Here is a 16,414-nt window from a genome sequence, read left to right as displayed (position 1 = left end):
CCTCTATGAAAGCCGAGCCTCCGAGATACCAGATCCTGGAAGAAAAACTGCGAGAAGGCATCCAGCAAGGTCGTTGGCAGCCTGGCGAACGCTTGCCGTCGATTCGAACGCTGTGCCAGAGCCATAGTCTTGCAAAGATCACCGTTCAACACGCACTGCAACGTCTGGAAGCACAGGGGTTGGTCGAGGCTCGTGAACGCAGTGGCTTTTTTGTGTCTATGGCGCAAAACCGATTTGAGAGCCCAAGTCATCCTGTAACGCTGGAAGCGCCTCAGCCCGTATCCGTCAGTCAGGTTTTTCAAGACATTATGAGCCGAAGTGCGGCTTTCGATCTGCTACCGGGCTCCGATAAGAACGACGTACCTGCGGGCATCGTGCAGCTGAATCGTTCTATTTCCCGGGCATTGAGGCGCCAGCGCGGAGACTTTCAATACTATGATGAGCCGGCAGGAGACCCTTCGTTACGGCAACAGATAGCGCTGCGGGCGGCAAAACGTGGTTGGCAGGCAGAAGTAGATGAGCTTTGCATCACGTCTGGTTGTCAGCAGTCACTGTTCCTTGCGCTGATGGCGGTATGCCAAAAGGGTGATGTCGTTGCGGTTGAAGCACCCGGTTTCTATGGTGTTCTTCAGTTGCTGGAGCAACTGGGGCTTCAAGTAGTAGAGATTCCGGCATCGGCGGAAACGGGACTGGATGTCGGTGCTTTTGAGCAAACATTGCAGCGTTGGGACATCAAAGCCTGCGTGGTCTCTCCGTCGTTTGCTACCCCCACTGGCGCTTCAATGCCACTGCATTCCCGAGTACATCTGATAGAGCTCGCAGAACGCCATGACCTGGCGATCATAGAAGACGACATATACGGCGAGTCTGGCTGGCTGGTCGTGCCGGATACATTGAAAGCCGTCGACCACCCGAACAGGGTCATCCACTGTAGCTCACTTTCCAAAGTGCTTTCCCGGGACCTGCGTTTGGGCTGGATATCCGGAGGGCGATGGCACGACGACATCGTTCGGCTGAAGCTTACATCACAGCTTGCCAGTAGCCGGTTCATTCAGCGCGGTGTTGCAGATTTTTTCGCGGATGGCGGGTATGCGGCCTACCTGCGGCGATACCGCCAGCAACTGCAGCGCCAGCGAGACCAGTTGCTCGATTTGCTGGGTACATGGTCTGTCCCGATTCGGGCAACTTCTCCGGCAGGAGGGTTGGCTCTGTGGCTGGAATTGCCAGAGCAGGTTGACACCATAAAGCTATATAACCGCGCCTTGGACGAGGGTGTCGTGATCACTCCCGGTGAGCTCTTTTCGATGTCCGGGAAATTCTCAAACTGTTTACGGCTCAGTTTTGCGCACCCCTGGACGAGCGCCAGAGCTGAGGCTTTAATGCGGCTCCCCAGTCTGATGGCCTGACACAAACAATCATCTGTCCCTATCAATTTCTAAAAATGTGGTCCTGCCCCTAATACACCGATACCTCTATCCTGCCGCCACTCGATCACATCCGATGACAGGTAAGGGGTGCAGCCGTGACCCAGTTCATTTCCGTAAAACAGCTCGACCAGGCGCCTGGCGCCAGAGGACACCAGAAAATACAGCCACGATCCTTTACAGGCCTTTATCGACGCTTGAGGCTCTGCGGAGGAGCCGTACTGTTCGCCCTGTACTTTGGGGTCGTCTGGCTGAACTGGAATGACCGTCAGGCCGTGCTTTGGGATCTGGCGGAGAAAGAGTTCCATATCTTTTCAGCCACGTTCTGGCCAGAGGATCTCATTCTGTTATCGGCAATTCTTCTGATATGCGCATTCGGACTGTTCTTCATCACGATGTGGGCCGGCCGTGTGTGGTGTGGCTATGCCTGCCCACAAAGTGTCTGGACCTGGGTATTCCTGTGGGCAGAGCGCTTAGCCGAGGGCGATCGCTCCCGAAGAATCAAGCTGGACAGGGCCGGGCTAAGCGTAAATAAAGCAGCCCGAAGAGCCTGCAAACATGGCCTCTGGCTCATAATCAGCCTGATTACCGCGATTACGTTTGTTGGATATTTCACCCCGATCCGGGCCCTGGTTGGAGATTTGGTGAGCCTGGAGGCGTCTGGCTGGGCTGCGTTCTGGGTCTTCTTTTTTACCGCAGCCACCTATTTGAATGCGGGCTGGCTCAGGGAGAAGGTCTGCTTTCACATGTGCCCTTATGGCCGCTTTCAATCTTCCATGGTCGATGCCGATTCGATGGTAGTGAGCTATGACGCGGCGAGGGGAGAGCCCCGGGGTTCTCGTCGAAAGGGTGAGCAGCGCGCCCCGGACGACGGCCTCGGAGACTGCATTAATTGCCAGTTGTGCATTCAGGTCTGCCCGACAGGTATCGACATTCGCGACGGACTGCAAATGGAATGCATTGGTTGCGCGGCCTGCATTGATGCCTGCGATTCCATCATGGACAAGATGGGGTACGACCGGGGACTGGTTCGCTATGCGAGCGAGCGGGAACTGGCCGGTGGCCTTACCCGTGTGCTGCGACCCCGTCTGATCGGCTATTTCCTCCTGCTGGTTTCGACGATCGCCTTGTTCTCCTGGGGCGTCGCGTCCCGGCCGCTGGTGACCCTTGATGTAGAGCGGGATCGAGGGATGTACCGGTTTACTGCAGACGGTCAGATTGAAAACAGCTATCTGTTGAAAGTAAGAAACAAGGACAGCGAGGCGAGGTTTTTTATACTTGACGCAGTAGGACTTGAGCATGGCGAATATCAGGGGCCAGGCAGTCTGGCGCTGGAACCCGGGGAAAAAGCCGAGATTCCCGTATCCGTTACCTATCCGCCCGAATATCTTTCCAGTGCCAATGTGAATATTCAGTTTGAAGTCATCTCAATGGACAGTAAGGGTGCGCCTGTAACCTCCCGATCAACCTTCCTCGGGCCCAGGTAGTGTCTGGCCGCGGCGAGCATCCTCTCTCTTGCCGTCACTACATGCCAAATGTTGGCATGCCCGAGAGGGTGTGCCAGTTACCGGCATGGCGCGTCACTTGTGCCAGCAGCTGGCATCGCTATAATTGGCGCCCGCTTCGGCGTGCCCAGGCTGCGATTTTACCGCTCGGCCCCGGCTACGCCAGAAACTGGCACTGGCAGAAGCTTGTGCCACTTGTTGGCATGACGCCTCCAGAGAGTCTATGTACCGCGATTTCAAGACCACCCTTGAGCTCATTACCACTGTGCTGGATAACGCTGATCTGACTTCAGATGAGATCCGAAGACGTTATGCCAACATGCCTGACCGGACATTTAAGCGACACATGGCGATTGCCCGCAAACACGGCGCACAGATGGAATGTGTCTCTGATCCTGCCGGCCGCTATACCTGGATTTGTCGCAACAGAAATCAGATAGAGAGCCGGGTCCGAACCTGGCTGATCTTTGAGCGCGAACGAACGCTGGTGGGCGATTCCCAGCTAGACCTTTTGCATCAGTCTCTGTAGTGGCTTTCATTTGCCCGAATGTGGCGCATGCCGAAATCGCCACCATTGCCTCGATTTTGCTAAGCTTTCAGGGAGCAGGGAGAAGATGCAATGGCCTTCCATAACCCGGATCCGAAAATCCGAGAAATCGAACGTGACAACGCCCGACTACGTGCCAAATTTTTCGCCGAACTGTTTGGCGGTGCCTGGCGTGTGTTTCGCCGGGTTTTGTTGCGCTGTCGGGTCCGCCAGCCGCGCGTTTGTTGCGTGAAAACTGAGTGCGCACCCCACGAAAATTCTGATCAGCGAAGTGCAAGCTGCTCACAGGTACCGCGCTGACATTTGCCCCGCATACCTGACGAACAACGACGAGATGAGCATTTTATGGCTGCGGCAACCGAAAGTGAGCTTCGGAGTAACAGATATATGCACCCGGTGGTGGCGACGATTGCGGTGCTTTTCAGGAACGATGAAGTGTTGCTGGTGCGCCGTGCTAACCCGCCGGACGCGGGTCGCTGGGGGTTTCCGGGTGGAAAAATGGAACTGGGAGAGACGATCGAAGCCGCCGCTGTCAGGGAACTGTTCGAGGAGACCGGCATTCGGGCGACCGCCGGCAGGGTATTCAATGCCGTGGATGCCTACGACGTCGGGGATGAAGGGCATCTTCGTTCCCACTTCGTCCTGATCGCCGTTCTCTGTCATTGGGAGGAGGGTGAGCCGATAGCCGCCGACGATGCACTGGATGCGGCGTTCGTTCCGATGGCGACCCTGGGCTCAAGCGACCTCGCTCTGAGTCTTGATGTTGAAGAGATCGCTCGGGAGGCTTATACGTTGCTTCGAAACCAAAAACGCACCGTCCCTGGTGCCAAGACGCAAATGAAGCAGCTAAAGCTCAACCGTGGCTTTCGGGCTGAACCTGGCCGCGGATAACAATCTGACCACTGTATGGGGCCGGTTTGGCTGCATGGCTCTCCGCGTCGCGATCCTGAATTTCACCGCGAATCACGATCTGTCCGCTATAGGGGGCGGGCTGAGCCTGCTCCGAGCGGCCCTCATCGGATTTGCGGTCTGCCAGGGTTGCGTTGGCGGGCAGGGCTGCGGCTGCAAAGAGTGAAACCAGAGTGATGAGTACAAATTTACGCATAACACGTTCTCCAAAGTTCGATGGGTTAGTGCTCATACCGGTGTCGCCAATGGACTCGATATCAGATGGAGCGAAGTATGGAGCTGTAAAGTCGAAACAAATAATTCCCAAACGGTATGCAATACATCATGCTTGGTGATGAGTGTTGATGCTTTCAGGTCATGGAGTGCACGTATAACTACTTATCCATAAGCATGAATAATATTTTGAGTGAGCGCGCTTGATCAGCCCCGAGCGCAAACGGGAAATTGACCAGGTTTCTCGGCACACTTTTCGGAGTTGGCTGTGATTTCCCGCTGTCTGGTGCCGGTTGGGGTGGCACGTAGCAAGCGGTTGTAAGGGGCAGGCTGGAAATCATCATTGCAGGAAATGGAACTTATACAGTCCTGGAATTGGTTTTCACGGGCAGAAAGCTTCAATGTTTGAATCAGGTTCAAATGGAGGAGATTTGCCGATGACCAGCATAATAGAAGTAACCGATGTGAATTTTGAGCAGGAGGTTGTGAAGAGCGATCGCCCCGTGCTCGTGGACTTTTGGGCGCCCTGGTGTGGACCCTGCAAGACGGTTGCACCAATGCTTGAGGAAATCGCAGACGAGTTTGGTGAACAACTGACGATTGCCAAAGTAAATGTGGATGACAGCCCGGACATTACTGCCAAAATGCGTATCCGGGGCATTCCGACACTGTCCCTGTTCCAGGGCGGTGGTGTTGTTGCCCAGAAGACTGGGGCTGGCAGTCTCAGTGAGCTACGGGCATTTGTAAAAGGTCACCTTTGATGTACATAAAAGCCTCCTGAACGGGGGCTTCTTCGTTTAAGTGGTGAACATCGCCTTTGACGGAATGCCGCAATTGCGGTCGAGTCATTTGCCAGCCAGAATTGACCGGTGCTCAGGATCAGGAACTTTAAATGAAGACACAAGAACTCCAGCTGTTGTACATATTTGACGCCATTATGACTGAGCGCTCGGTGACCCGCGCTGCAGACCGGCTTGCCATGACCCAGCCTGCCGTATCCAATGCGATCTCAAGGATGCGCCAGATCTGGAACGACCCGCTGTTCGTGCGAAAAGGCCGAAACATCGAACCGACATCCTATGCGCTCAGTCTGTGGCACCAGGTTGGCGATCACATGTATGCGCTAACCAATGCGGTGAGTGCGACTCAATTCGATCCGGCCACATCGAAGCGAAAGTTTCGCATCGCCGTAACGGATGTGACTGTTGAAATGATCTGGCGCCAGTTGATTGAGTTGCTGGAACGTGACGCGCCGGGAGTGGACGTCCACGCTGTGCCGTACACGCCGGAAGGTACGTACGACGATCTGCGCGAAGCCCATGTGGATCTGGCGGTAGGTATGCTTACCCAGCACGATCACAGCTTGCGAAGCACCTGGTTGTTTGAAGGTGGATACGTTCTGGCAATGCGTGCCGACCATCCGCTTGCTGGCCGGCAGATCACCATGGAGGAATTCCTCGAGGCCCGACACCTGCTTGTGACAATGTCAGGGGATGCCCATGGTTTCGTAGACAGTTACCTTGACCAGAAGGGGTATAGCAGGCGCATTGCTGCCACAGTTAACCACTTTTCGATTGTTCCCCAGATTCTCAGGGAGTCGAACCTCATTACTGCAGTTCCGGAGTTGATCAGCCAGGACTGCGGCTTCGTGGACGGCCTGTGGATGGGGCAATTACCTTTCGAAGTAGATCCGACCAGTCTTTACCTCATTTGGCACACCCGCCACGACCGCGATCCCGGAATTGTCTGGCTGCGGAACCACGTTGAACGGCTCCTTCGCGAACGCTGGCATGACATTATGACCAGCTCGCCATGTGGCCATTCGACCGTAAAAGCGATTGCCTGAAACGTGTAGAAGCTGAGTCATCACTTTTCGTGATGACAAAGATACCGCAACAGAATTATTCAGCCTCCCGAAAACCTCCAATAATCCTGTGCAGGTGTCGCAAGTCGCGGCATTGGCAAAGGGTTGGTTAAACCGCAGTTTATGCGGTCGGCTTGCCCAACAACCTGCATATCCTGCAATTTGGAGGGGGAATGAGCGGCCAAACAAACTGCCCATCTGTGGACTCACGCTGGAATTCGGCAGCACTCGAAGATTCCGGTAACCAGAAATGGTACAAGCCAATCGTCTCTGTAAACGTCGATAACAGCGGCAAGAGGCACATTTACAAGGCGTTCAGATTCTCCCGGGGGCTTCTCGGGAATTACTTCAGATTTCTCGCATCCTATGAATTCAGGATGTTGAGAAGAGTAGAGCACCTCGATTTCACGCCTGATCAAGTCTCTCGGCCATCAGACGTCTCGCCGACCGTCCATTATCGCCTGATAGAGGGGCGGGCTATCAAGAATGTTACGGAAGGCGGCGGTGTCCCTAGTGGCTTTTTCTCGCGGCTTTTCAATGATGTGAAAACCCTTCATCAACATGGGGTGGCGCACTTGGACCTCGGCAATTCCGGAAACATTCTGGTTTCGGAGCACGGCGACCCTGCGATCATTGATTTTGGTTCCGCTATACCCTTGAGCTGGCTTCCATCGTCTGTTCGAGCCTGGGCCTGTCGAAAGGATATCGTTGGCGTTCTTAAGCTCTGGTATCGCTTCGATAGGGGGTCCATGCCTCTGTTCCTTCAGCACTATTACGAGAGCAATTATCGCAAGAACATCTACACGCCAAAGCGTTTTCTGAAAGCGTTAAGGCGGTGGCTATCGGGGGGCGCCGACTCGGATGGTGTTTCCGGGTTGACGATTGTGATCAGTGTGTTTTTCAGCCTGCTGGTGTTGGTTTCATTCACCTGAAGAGCGGCAAGAGAAGGTATAGAGCAGGGCAGGTTGCTGGAAGTTCTGCCGAAGGTGAACCGCCCGGACCTCACGTTGTACGCGCTTTATCCGAACCGGCAGTATACGCAGCCAAAACTGCTTAGCTGCATTGAGTTTCTTCAGTCCTGGTTTCTTTCTCGGGGTCTGGATTAGGGGTGGTTTTTCATTGAGGGAATCAGGGCCGACTCAAGGAGTACTTTGGCAGTGATCCATTTACCCGGCAACCCTTCGCATGAGCGCTTCGATTGGCCCGCGCTTGAAGAATCGATGCCATATCAAGGCATAGATTGTTGCGATCACACAGAACAATGCGGACGCGAAAAGCGCGGTTACAAGGCTTTGACCACCTAGCATACCGAGTCCCTCCAGCGTTCCCATCCCCACCAAAATGTGGGCGATGTAGAGCGATAAAGTCTGGCGCCCCGCCGGCGTCACGACATGCAGCAAACCGAGTTTTTCCAACTGGCCTGAAAACCGAAGACAAAGACCAATCACTGCACTCGCGGCTCCTGAACCTGCCAGCAGATAGAGCGGCATTGGCGGTACGGGCTCGGTGGTGGCGAGTATACCAAGCTCTGGATCAATTGCGTTGAGAGCGCCCGTTAACGCCAGGCTCAATGCTTCAGCGACAACGAAGGCTGCGACCCCGAACAGGATCAGACGATGCTGGACACCGCGTTCCGCAAGTTTGAGCCTGCTGAGTACAATACCGAGTAGCAGAAAACCTAGCCACGGAATCACCGGGTGCCAGCCGTTGAAAAACAAGTTACGGATAAATCCCGCCGGCGACCAGAAGTCGGAATAGGTATAGTCGTCCCAGTTCCAGCCTTTGTCGTAATCGAGCGACAACACCATGACCACGAACAGAGTACTCAATAGCACAATACTGGTGACCAGCCAGCGATTGCTGAGCGATAGCAGCAACACACCGAAGAGAAAGTAAAAGGCGTAGTAGTGAAGGATGTCCGCATCGAAAACAAGAGAATTCAACAGCCCGATAACGAACAGGAATATCGCTCGCTTGATTGTCACAGATACCGTTTGTCCCAGATCGCTGCGTAATGCTGCCAACCCCAGGCCGATGCCCGCTAAAACGACAAAAGTTGCTGCAGCGCGCCCTTCGAGAGCGCGAGTCAGAAAACTGAGCACGCCAGTGTCGCTTTCGGCACCCATAGCAATTTTGAAATTAACGATCACCATCCCAAAAAACGCGACAAAGCGCGCAAGATCCAGGCCATCGAGGCGAGGGGAGGCACTCCTGTCAGTCGTTGTTGGTCGCAAGATGGGCATCTCCAGAGCAGTCGTTTAACACCAGGGGTTAATCAGAACTTGTAGTTCAGCCCCTCCGTAAATAATCAGCTTGTTCCCGGAACCTCAATTGTGAGATCTGGTCTGAAGCTGGGTGATTCAAACTCGTTGGGGTAGCCGCCCGGATTTGCGACGATGCGGGTGCCGCTGCATTTGATGTCCACCGCTTCATGTACATGTCCGTGAGCCCACAGCGCAGCTTTGCCCATCAGTCGCGACAGGTCCGACGCAAAGGCGGGCGATAGGGCGTCGCCGGTATACCGGGAAGGGATGCAATCGGCCAACGGGGCATGGTGACTGACGATCACTTTGGGGCCGCTGAAAGGGGCGGCCAGTTCTGCTTCGAGCCAGCGCACGGCTTCGTGGTGCAGCTGCTGGCTGGCTTCCGGAGTGAAAATGGCATCCTCTGGTTGTTCAATGATCCTGAAATCCGGCATAAACGAAAGGGCTTTCTCGTGGGTTGCGGCGGGATCGTGCTCAGATGATGCCGAATACAACGCAAAGTCGGTCCAGAGGGTGGTGCCAAGAAAACGGATACCGTCGATATCCACATGGGTATTGTCTAGCAGGTAGATTCCAAGCTGCCGAGCTTCAGCCTGAAGCGCTTTTCGTAGCTGGGGCATGGAGTGGCCGTAGTACTCATGATTGCCCGGCACATAAATAACCGGCACATCGCGGAATTGTGCGGCCGCCCAGGCCAACCCCTGACTGCCGGAGTGGATGTCTCCGGCAAGGATGACCACATCGGCCGGCACATCCGGTAGCCCTCGCCCTTCATAGAAATGCTCAAGGTGGAGGTCGGAAAGGATTCTCAGTCGCACAAGTCAGCCCTCAACGTTTTTCATGTTTGTTGGAGCCTAGCAGGATAGAGGGTCTCTTTGCAGATAGATAAAAAAGCTGCCCGAAGGCAGCTCTTGATTTCAGGGTGCGCAGCGAGGGTGGCCTTAACGGCGGTTCTCCAGCTTGTAGTTGGCGGGTACCTCAAAGCGGCTTGCCCGCTCAGGCTGAACCTGTGCGCTGGTGACATCATAGATGTAGGTGAAAACCGGCTTATCTTTGCCGTATCCCATGTAGTCTTTGGCTTTGTCTTCAGCCGCGTTTTGCAGCATGTTCCCGGCCAGTTTGCCAAGGGAGCCGACCGGATCGCTCACGTCAAATCCGCCAGTGCCAGACGTGGCCTGTTTCTGTTGCTGACAGGCCTGGTTGTCGGCGAACCATTCCAGCTTAATGGATACTGGGTAACCTTCCAGCTGGCTCAGCCCTTTGAGAACTTCGGAATCTGAGTCCAGTTCCTGCTTTTCAATGTCACCTGAAATCATGGCGACGACTTTATACACGTTGTTGGTGAAGAACTTCGACAAGGGATTGTTTGCGTCGGCTACGGCCCTCAGGTAATTATCCTGAAACTGGCCATTGATGCCCCACACGTCTTGCATGGCGGGATCGGTCTGGGTCATCCAGAAATCCATGGTCATGACATGCTTATCTTCACGCCCCAGTTCATCCTGTGACACCATCTTCCACTGGGCAACAAACTGGTCGGCTGAAAAGCCGTTGACGACCCGGCCTTTATCCTTCGGCGTCACCGAGAAGCTGAACTCAGACGTGGTCATCTGGCAGGCATCGCCGCCCGAGGGATCGTACACTTCCTCTTCTTCACTGGCTTCGCCGTCTTCCAGCTGTTCCCAGATGCTGAGGTCGCTGCAGCCCTTGAGGGGGCATTCGACATAGTTCTTTCGGGTGTGATCGACCTGCCACTGGAGGTTTTTGTCCAGGCGAGCGATATCCGCTTCGTGGGTTTCTCCAAAGATCTGCCGGGAAATCCAGGAATCAAACTCGACGGTATTTTCGATGGTGCGACGGTCGGCCAGGGTATAAGTAACCTGCTCTCCGTGGGAATCCGGAAGGATGTAACCACCAATGATGTACTTGGCTTTGACAACGCTTGTATCTACCAGCGGCGTATTATCAACCACTTTTGGGGTGGAACACCCCGCCAGCCCCAGAGCCACAACGGTGGCAGACAGCAAGGACAATGAATACTTCACACAAAACTCCCTTTATGGATCTTCATTATAAGGCGATGAGACTGACGGAAGGCCTTGTCAGTCATATTGCCACCAGGAACCTACCCTGATGCGCCGGGGTAGAATACCGGAGAGAGGTGTCTGATTGGTATGAATTTTTTGAGTTTGGCTGGAGCTGAGAGGCCCGGTTATCGGGCACTCTCTTTACCGAGTGTTGGAGAGGCTGCCGGGACAAGCTCACCGCGCGCCCCGAAGGTGAAGGTGATCTCCATTGGTTTGGCCGGGCAGCAGAGTGGGTGTTCAGCCGCATAGCCAAACCCGGACAGGACGAGGCCTTTTCTGGTTTCGCGAACGCCAGTGAACAGACGGTCACCTTTGCCCCCAACGTGACGAACAGAGAGTAGGCGATAGGTCTTGACCGGCGACACGCCAGCAATGCTGTCGTTGATGGCGTACAAGGCAAGGTACTGATTGTTGGTTGCTCCGCCTCCCCAGCCCCCCAGAGTCATGAGCACGGCAACACCGTTGCTGTACCCGGGGCCACTCAGCGATGAGAGGGGGAGGTAAGAGGCACTTTCGGGATAGAAAACCGCTCGCCCATCACTGAGTATGCTTCCCAACATGCCCGCCTCCTCGGCAAGCTCGTCTGGCAGGGAGGCAGGGTCTGCCAGAGCAAAGCCGCTCCAGAGCAGAAATAGCAGCGCTAGAAGGGGATTCATGAACGGACGGGCTCCTGCCAATAGTGATACAGATCCCGGATGTTACCAGAGCAGGTTAATGGCATCGCAGCCTGAATGTCGTCCAGCGGCCAGTCCCACCAAGCCATCAGCCCGATGAAAGCCATTTAAGGTACCGGTTAAGGCGGCTTCATCTACCATATCCAAGACGGAATCGCGGAAACCCAGTCGTGCCGGTGGCCCTGATTGCCCGCCATGATGAACGATGCACCGGAGCCGATGGAACAGAAACTGCCGATAACGAGCCGATCAACGTCATCACGATCAGGCATGAGATGCCGCGCGGTCGTCGAATGAATGGCCATCTGTTGAGTTTAGCGGGCCCAAGGCAAACAAAGTAGAGGGCTGCACTACTCACAGGTGCTGTTCCGGAACCGGAACCCCCGGGTATGCTGGACGATCACACAAGGTGCTAAATTCGTAGTCCGGCCTAGTATTAGTATTCAAGATAGTCGTGGGTCGATCCCGATTCTGGATAGAGACTTTGAGACCCGGATTCAGAGCTAACTGTGGATGGGAAAGTTTCGGAAGGACGAGCGAATCTTTCCGATCACGCGCCAGGCGGTCAGTGCCAATATCGACAGGCTGATCGAGCCGGTTGGGGGGGGGAGCCGCCGTTCAAGATTAGGCGCCTACGTTCGACAGAGCGCATTTTTTAGAGGGGCGAGCTCCATTAATGCCAGGCCGATCGGGTTCTACCCCGTTACTGCGGACATTCCTAAAAAGAGGCACACTGTGCCAAAGGAGTGTTCATGTCCAGACGCAGAAAATATAGCCCAGAGTTCAAACGCGATGCCATCGCTTTAACCCGTCAACCTGTTGTCTCGTTGGCGCAGAGAAGCGGATGAGGAGACAGACAAGGCCTTCAAGGGCTCTGGTTCTCCCCGAGACGAGGAGGTTGCCCGCCTCAAGCTCGAGTTGGCCCGAGTGAAGAAGGAGCGTGATTTTTTGCGCGAAGCGGCAGTGTTCTTCGCAAAGGAGTCGTCCTGAGGTATCAGGCGATTCAACGTTGTCGCAGTCATTTCCCAATACGTCTTATGTGCCGATGCCTGAAGGTGTCGGCCAGCGGTTATTACGCTTGGGTATCTCGCCCTCAGTCCGCCAGGGCAAAGGCGAATCAGCACTTGCTGTCACGCATCAGAGAGATTCATGACGACAGCGGTGGCATGATTGGCTCACCCCGAATGCACGAGGACCTGGTTGCCGAAGGCACGTCAACCAGTCTGAACCGTGTTGCTCGGTTGATGGCCAAACAGGGCATTCAGGGTTGACCACGCAAGAAGCGCGGACGCTTGGGACGTCGATCTCATCGGCCACCGGGAATCCGGAATCATCTGGAGCGAAATTTCTCCGCTCTGGAGCCAGACACCAAGTGGGTGACGGATATTACGGAGATACCCACGCAGGAAGGAAAGCTCTTTCTATGCGTGGTTCTCGACCTTTAAAGCAAGCTGATCGTTGGTTGGTCCATGCATCACCGGCAGGATCGGCATATGGTGATCAGAGCGGTTGAGATGGCCGTTTGGCAGCGCCAGGGAAAAGTCCCGGTGATATTGCATTCAGATCGAGGCCGTCAATTTACCAGTGGTGACTACCAGCGATATCTCGGCGGCAACCGTCTGGTGAGCAGCATGAGTGCGGTCGGCCACTGTGGCGATAACGCTGCCTGCGAGGGATTCTTCGGAATGCTCAAGCGGGAGCGAATTCACCACCGGCGCTACCGAACTCAGAATGAAGCACGAGCTGATGTCTTCGATTACATTGAGCGGTTCCATAATCCCAGGATGCGACGTAGAGTTGCTGCTCAGGACAGGAAGTTGTTCGCCGTTTTAAAACCGTCCGTGGAAACGGGGTAGAACCCCAGACTTGGCCTTCCCGTAGACGGCCCCATCGATCCAACTCAGATGGTATCTTCATCCGAGTATTATGATTTCTTTGCTGCTTTGGTCGATCGAGATCCCAACGGCCTCTTATTACCGCTGAAAATCGGTGCTGCCATGCGAAGCGACGAGTACGGCGCCTTCGGTCTGGCCTGGAAATCCGCGCCGAACTTGCGCGGTTCATTCACAAGGGCAGAGCGGTACGGGCATGTTCTGGGCAGTGCAGAAACCTATTCGCTTGAGGAAACGGCGCAGGGGACACTCTTCAACCTTGAAAAAGCCGGGGATGGTTCTCCGGGGATGGTTCTCCTGGCATGGTGCTCTCCAACGAGGCCAGCATGTCGGCGGTGCATACCATCAGCAAAGAAGTCAGCTCCTCAGACTTCGTTCCAACCGGCATTTATTTCAAGCATTCATCAAGAGGCGATATCGGAGTGTACGAGTCGCATTTTGGTTGCCCGGTTCATTTCGAGTCGGGACGAGATGCGGTGCTTGTGAGTAACGAAAGCATTGATACGCCCAATAAACTGAGGGACGAATCCATCGCCCGGTTTTTTGACCGACATCTCGAACAGCAACTGAATTCGCTGAAGGGCGATATTGACTTGCAACAACAGGTTCGGCGTGCCGTCGGTAACGTGCTTAGCGAGGGAGTACCGAAGCTGTCACGGATTGCGTCCGAACTGAATATGGGCGCACGGACATTGCAAAGAAGGTTGTCGGAGCAGGGGTATTCTTTTCAAAACGTCGTCGACATGGCGCAAAAGGAGCTCGCACAGAGACTTCTTCGTGAGACAGACTACAGCCTAGCCGAAGTCGCCTTCCTGACGGGGTTTGCCGAGCAGAGCGGGTTCACGCGGGCTTTCAAGTGTTGGGCAGGGCAGACTCCACGATCCTATCGGCTTTCGACCCGTTAAGTTTGAAGTTGGCGCCGTCTGCACAAACTCTGGCATGCCGAGGCAATAACAAGCAACGCGGTTTCATGAAAATCGACTTGCACTTAAATCAAAAGGAGCAAGTAAATGAAACCATCCAACCAGGCACATCAAACAATTCTCGTCTTGGGCGGTACCGGAAAAACCGGCAAACGCGTTGTTGAGCAGCTGAAAGCCACCGGTTATGAGGTTCGAGTTGGATCCCGCTCAGCCATCCCATCTTTCGATTGGGACAACGAGAAAAGCTGGGATCCTTGCCTCAATGGCGTCACTTCAGCCTATATCACCTACTCACCAGACCTGGCCATGCCGGGCGCAACCGACGCTATCCAGGCGTTTGCCAGCCTGGCCAAACGACGCGGAGTGAAGCGGCTCGTCTTGTTATCCGGCCGCGGCGAAGCCGAGGCACAAGCCTGCGAAGACATTGTTCAGGAGTCCGGACTTGAGTGGACCATCGTGCGCGCAAGCTGGTTCAACCAGAACTTTTCTGAAGGTGCATTCATCGACATGGTGTTGAATGGTGCTATCACACTGCCAGCAGGCGATCAGGTCGAGCCTTTCGTGGATGTCGATGACATCGCGGATGTGGCTGTTGCTGCACTCACTCAGGACCACCACAACGGCCATATCTACGAGGTGACGGGACCAAGGCTGATGACGTTCGCGGACGTGGCCAACGATCTTTCCCGCGCGACGGGCCGCGAGATTTCGTTCATCGACGTACCTCACGACGGCTTTATCGCTGAGATGGAGAACTCTGGAGCGCCAGAGGATGTGGTCTGGATGCTGGACTATCTGTTCGCAACGGTCCTTGATGGCCGTAATGCCCATTTGACGGATGGCGTTCAACAGGCACTTGGCCGACCACCGAAAGACTTCGCTGTGTATGCCGAGGAAGTGGCAGAGACCGGTGTTTGGCAAGGGCGGTAACGGGCTGCGCCAGGGCAAACATACAGGTTTGGTAGCAGTTTTCAGCAGTAGTCAAACCTTATGCTCTCCCAATATTACCTTACAGAGAACATAAAAAATGCTTGATAAGATACTGTTAACTATATCAATCGCTCTCTACGCAATTGCTGTTCCGTATTTGGAAATCAACGACACCCACGTCTTTAACCCAGACTGGGTAGCCCACGCAAGATTGCACGAAGTGTGGCAGTTGATCACCACCTCTTCCCTGGGTGCGATTGCCCTGTGGCTTACCTGGATGTCTGCGGATGGCCGGGGGAAAGCCAGTGTAATTGCGCTCTTGATCACCGGCGGTTTCCTCGCAGCCTATGCCTTACAGGGGGCCTACGGCGGATAAATGGTGCATCCGGATGGCACTGAAAAGACCTTGTTTGGCGTCAATGTCGGCGTGATTGGGTTCGGCTGGGTATTTCTGAGCTCCATTTTTACGCTCTTTAGAGCAGGGCGCCAGGAAGCGACAGAGAAAAATTGAAGCTGTTTAAAAATAGTGGCGACGCGATGTAACACTTGAGCCGGCTGGGTTACTGATAGGTAACAGGAGCACAGACCCTAAAGACCTTCAGGAGCCCAGCATGGCCCACAAGTTTGCGGAAATCGCTTTTACCCGGACCGTTAAGCAGGTTCAGGAGGACATGGGCAGCCGGTCGGGGTACGCATCCATTGAGACCGGCCCCGACCGAAACAACCTGCTCAAAGAGCGGGAGCGCACCTTCATTGAAGCTCGTGACAGCTTTTATATTGCCAGCGTCAGTGAGACAGGCTGGCCTTACATCCAGCATCGGGGTGGGCCGGCCGGGTTCTTGAAGGTAATAGACCAGTCGACCATCGGTTTCGCCGATTACTCGGGCAACCGTCAGTACGTCACAACGGGAAACGTCCTGAACAATGATCGCGTGGCGTTGTTCCTGATGGACTATCCGAACCGTAGGAGGCTAAAACTGCTCGGCCGGATGGCGCTTGTGGGTCCCGACCAGCCGTCGACTCTCGACGATCTGCAGGACGACAGTTATGACGCGAAGGTAGAGAAGGGCATGCTCATTCACGTCGAAGCCTTCGACTGGAATTGTCCGCAACACATAACCCCTCGCTACACTCAAGCAGAGGTCGAAGCCCTGCTCGAGTTCATGCGCGACGAGGTCTGAA

At 54.8% G+C, this 16,414-nt stretch carries 16 protein-coding genes and 3 pseudogenes; 13 read left to right on the top strand and 6 right to left on the bottom strand.

The features are described from left to right. Nucleotides 1–5: 5 nt before the first annotated feature. From MARHY_RS09505 to MARHY_RS09485, 4 genes are all read left to right on the top strand, one after another. Entirely contained in the window at nucleotides 6–1,406 is a 1,401-nt protein-coding gene (locus MARHY_RS09505) for an aminotransferase-like domain-containing protein (RefSeq protein ID WP_014421615.1), read from the top strand. Nucleotides 1,407–1,522: 116 nt separating this feature from the next. Continuing rightward, a complete protein-coding gene (gene ccoG / locus MARHY_RS09500) occupies nucleotides 1,523–2,911 on the top strand; it encodes a cytochrome c oxidase accessory protein CcoG (RefSeq protein WP_014421614.1) in 1,389 nt (462 codons plus the stop codon). Nucleotides 2,912–3,152: 241 nt separating this feature from the next. Beyond that, entirely contained in the window at nucleotides 3,153–3,458 is a 306-nt protein-coding gene (locus tag MARHY_RS09495; RefSeq protein ID WP_014421613.1) for a hypothetical protein, read from the top strand. Between the two features lie 363 nt (nucleotides 3,459–3,821). Further along, nucleotides 3,822–4,367, top strand: a complete 546-nt coding sequence (locus tag MARHY_RS09485) for an NUDIX hydrolase (RefSeq protein WP_014421611.1) — start codon at nucleotides 3,822–3,824, stop codon at nucleotides 4,365–4,367. Here the strand turns inward: MARHY_RS09485 and MARHY_RS09480 are convergent. After that, nucleotides 4,330–4,581, bottom strand: a complete 252-nt coding sequence (locus MARHY_RS09480) for a hypothetical protein (RefSeq protein WP_014421610.1) — start codon at nucleotides 4,579–4,581, stop codon at nucleotides 4,330–4,332. The genes MARHY_RS09485 and MARHY_RS09480 overlap by 38 nt on opposite strands. 454 nt (nucleotides 4,582–5,035) lie before the next feature. Here MARHY_RS09480 and trxA point away from each other — a divergent pair, with 454 nt between their 5' ends. The 3 genes from trxA (at nucleotide 5,036) to MARHY_RS09465 (ending at nucleotide 7,394) form a co-directional block, all read left to right on the top strand. Then, entirely contained in the window at nucleotides 5,036–5,359 is a 324-nt protein-coding gene (gene trxA, locus MARHY_RS09475) for a thioredoxin (RefSeq protein ID WP_014421609.1), read from the top strand. A gap of 131 nt (nucleotides 5,360–5,490) precedes the next feature. Further along, nucleotides 5,491–6,444 (top strand): LysR family transcriptional regulator, encoded by a 954-nt coding sequence (locus MARHY_RS09470; RefSeq protein ID WP_014421608.1) that lies wholly within the window; start codon nucleotides 5,491–5,493, stop codon nucleotides 6,442–6,444. 191 nt (nucleotides 6,445–6,635) lie between these two features. Beyond that, nucleotides 6,636–7,394, top strand: coding sequence for a BUD32 family EKC/KEOPS complex subunit (locus tag MARHY_RS09465; RefSeq protein ID WP_014421607.1), 759 nt, complete (start codon nucleotides 6,636–6,638; stop codon nucleotides 7,392–7,394). Between the two features lie 234 nt (nucleotides 7,395–7,628). Here MARHY_RS09465 and MARHY_RS09460 read toward each other — a convergent pair whose 3' ends face one another. The 5 genes and pseudogenes from MARHY_RS09460 to MARHY_RS18990 form a co-directional block, all read right to left on the bottom strand. Continuing rightward, nucleotides 7,629–8,705, bottom strand: coding sequence for a DUF418 domain-containing protein (locus MARHY_RS09460; RefSeq protein ID WP_050999006.1), 1,077 nt, complete (start codon nucleotides 8,703–8,705; stop codon nucleotides 7,629–7,631). 65 nt (nucleotides 8,706–8,770) lie between these two features. Then, nucleotides 8,771–9,544 (bottom strand): metallophosphoesterase, encoded by a 774-nt coding sequence (locus MARHY_RS09455; protein WP_014421605.1) that lies wholly within the window; start codon nucleotides 9,542–9,544, stop codon nucleotides 8,771–8,773. A gap of 123 nt (nucleotides 9,545–9,667) precedes the next feature. Further along, nucleotides 9,668–10,771: a hypothetical protein gene (locus MARHY_RS09450; protein WP_014421604.1), complete on the bottom strand. Its 1,104-nt coding sequence runs from the start codon at nucleotides 10,769–10,771 to the stop codon at nucleotides 9,668–9,670. A gap of 167 nt (nucleotides 10,772–10,938) precedes the next feature. Then, nucleotides 10,939–11,469 (bottom strand): hypothetical protein, encoded by a 531-nt coding sequence (locus tag MARHY_RS09445; RefSeq protein WP_014421603.1) that lies wholly within the window; start codon nucleotides 11,467–11,469, stop codon nucleotides 10,939–10,941. 167 nt (nucleotides 11,470–11,636) lie between these two features. Then, a pseudogene (locus MARHY_RS18990) lies at nucleotides 11,637–11,790 on the bottom strand (type B chloramphenicol O-acetyltransferase); the annotation flags it as partial. Nucleotides 11,791–12,239: 449 nt separating this feature from the next. On the opposite strand from MARHY_RS18990, the pseudogene MARHY_RS18590 reads away from it, so the two are divergent. The 6 genes and pseudogenes from MARHY_RS18590 to MARHY_RS09410 all read left to right on the top strand — a co-directional run bounded on the left by MARHY_RS18590 (nucleotide 12,240) and on the right by MARHY_RS09410 (nucleotide 16,413). Continuing rightward, a pseudogene (locus MARHY_RS18590) lies at nucleotides 12,240–13,343 on the top strand (IS3 family transposase). 48 nt (nucleotides 13,344–13,391) lie between these two features. Next, nucleotides 13,392–13,583 (top strand): annotated as a pseudogene (locus tag MARHY_RS19090) (AraC family transcriptional regulator); the annotation flags it as partial. Nucleotides 13,584–13,681: 98 nt separating this feature from the next. After that, nucleotides 13,682–14,284, top strand: a complete 603-nt coding sequence (locus MARHY_RS19015; RefSeq protein ID WP_014421597.1) for a helix-turn-helix transcriptional regulator — start codon at nucleotides 13,682–13,684, stop codon at nucleotides 14,282–14,284. Nucleotides 14,285–14,389: 105 nt separating this feature from the next. Further along, complete coding sequence (locus MARHY_RS09420; protein WP_014421595.1) at nucleotides 14,390–15,232, top strand: NAD(P)H-binding protein; 843 nt, start codon at nucleotides 14,390–14,392, stop codon at nucleotides 15,230–15,232. 97 nt (nucleotides 15,233–15,329) lie between these two features. Beyond that, on the top strand, nucleotides 15,330–15,608 hold the full coding sequence (locus tag MARHY_RS09415; protein WP_014421594.1) for a hypothetical protein: 279 nt from the start codon (nucleotides 15,330–15,332) through the stop codon (nucleotides 15,606–15,608). 235 nt (nucleotides 15,609–15,843) lie between these two features. After that, nucleotides 15,844–16,413, top strand: coding sequence for a pyridoxamine 5'-phosphate oxidase family protein (locus MARHY_RS09410; RefSeq protein ID WP_014421593.1), 570 nt, complete (start codon nucleotides 15,844–15,846; stop codon nucleotides 16,411–16,413). Nucleotide 16,414 lies beyond the last annotated feature (1 nt).

The organism is Marinobacter nauticus ATCC 49840, assembly GCF_000284615.1.
Classification (GTDB): domain Bacteria; phylum Pseudomonadota; class Gammaproteobacteria; order Pseudomonadales; family Oleiphilaceae; genus Marinobacter; species Marinobacter nauticus.
Note: the sequence above shows the minus strand (reverse complement) of the source record. Positions and strands in the feature narration are given on the sequence as shown.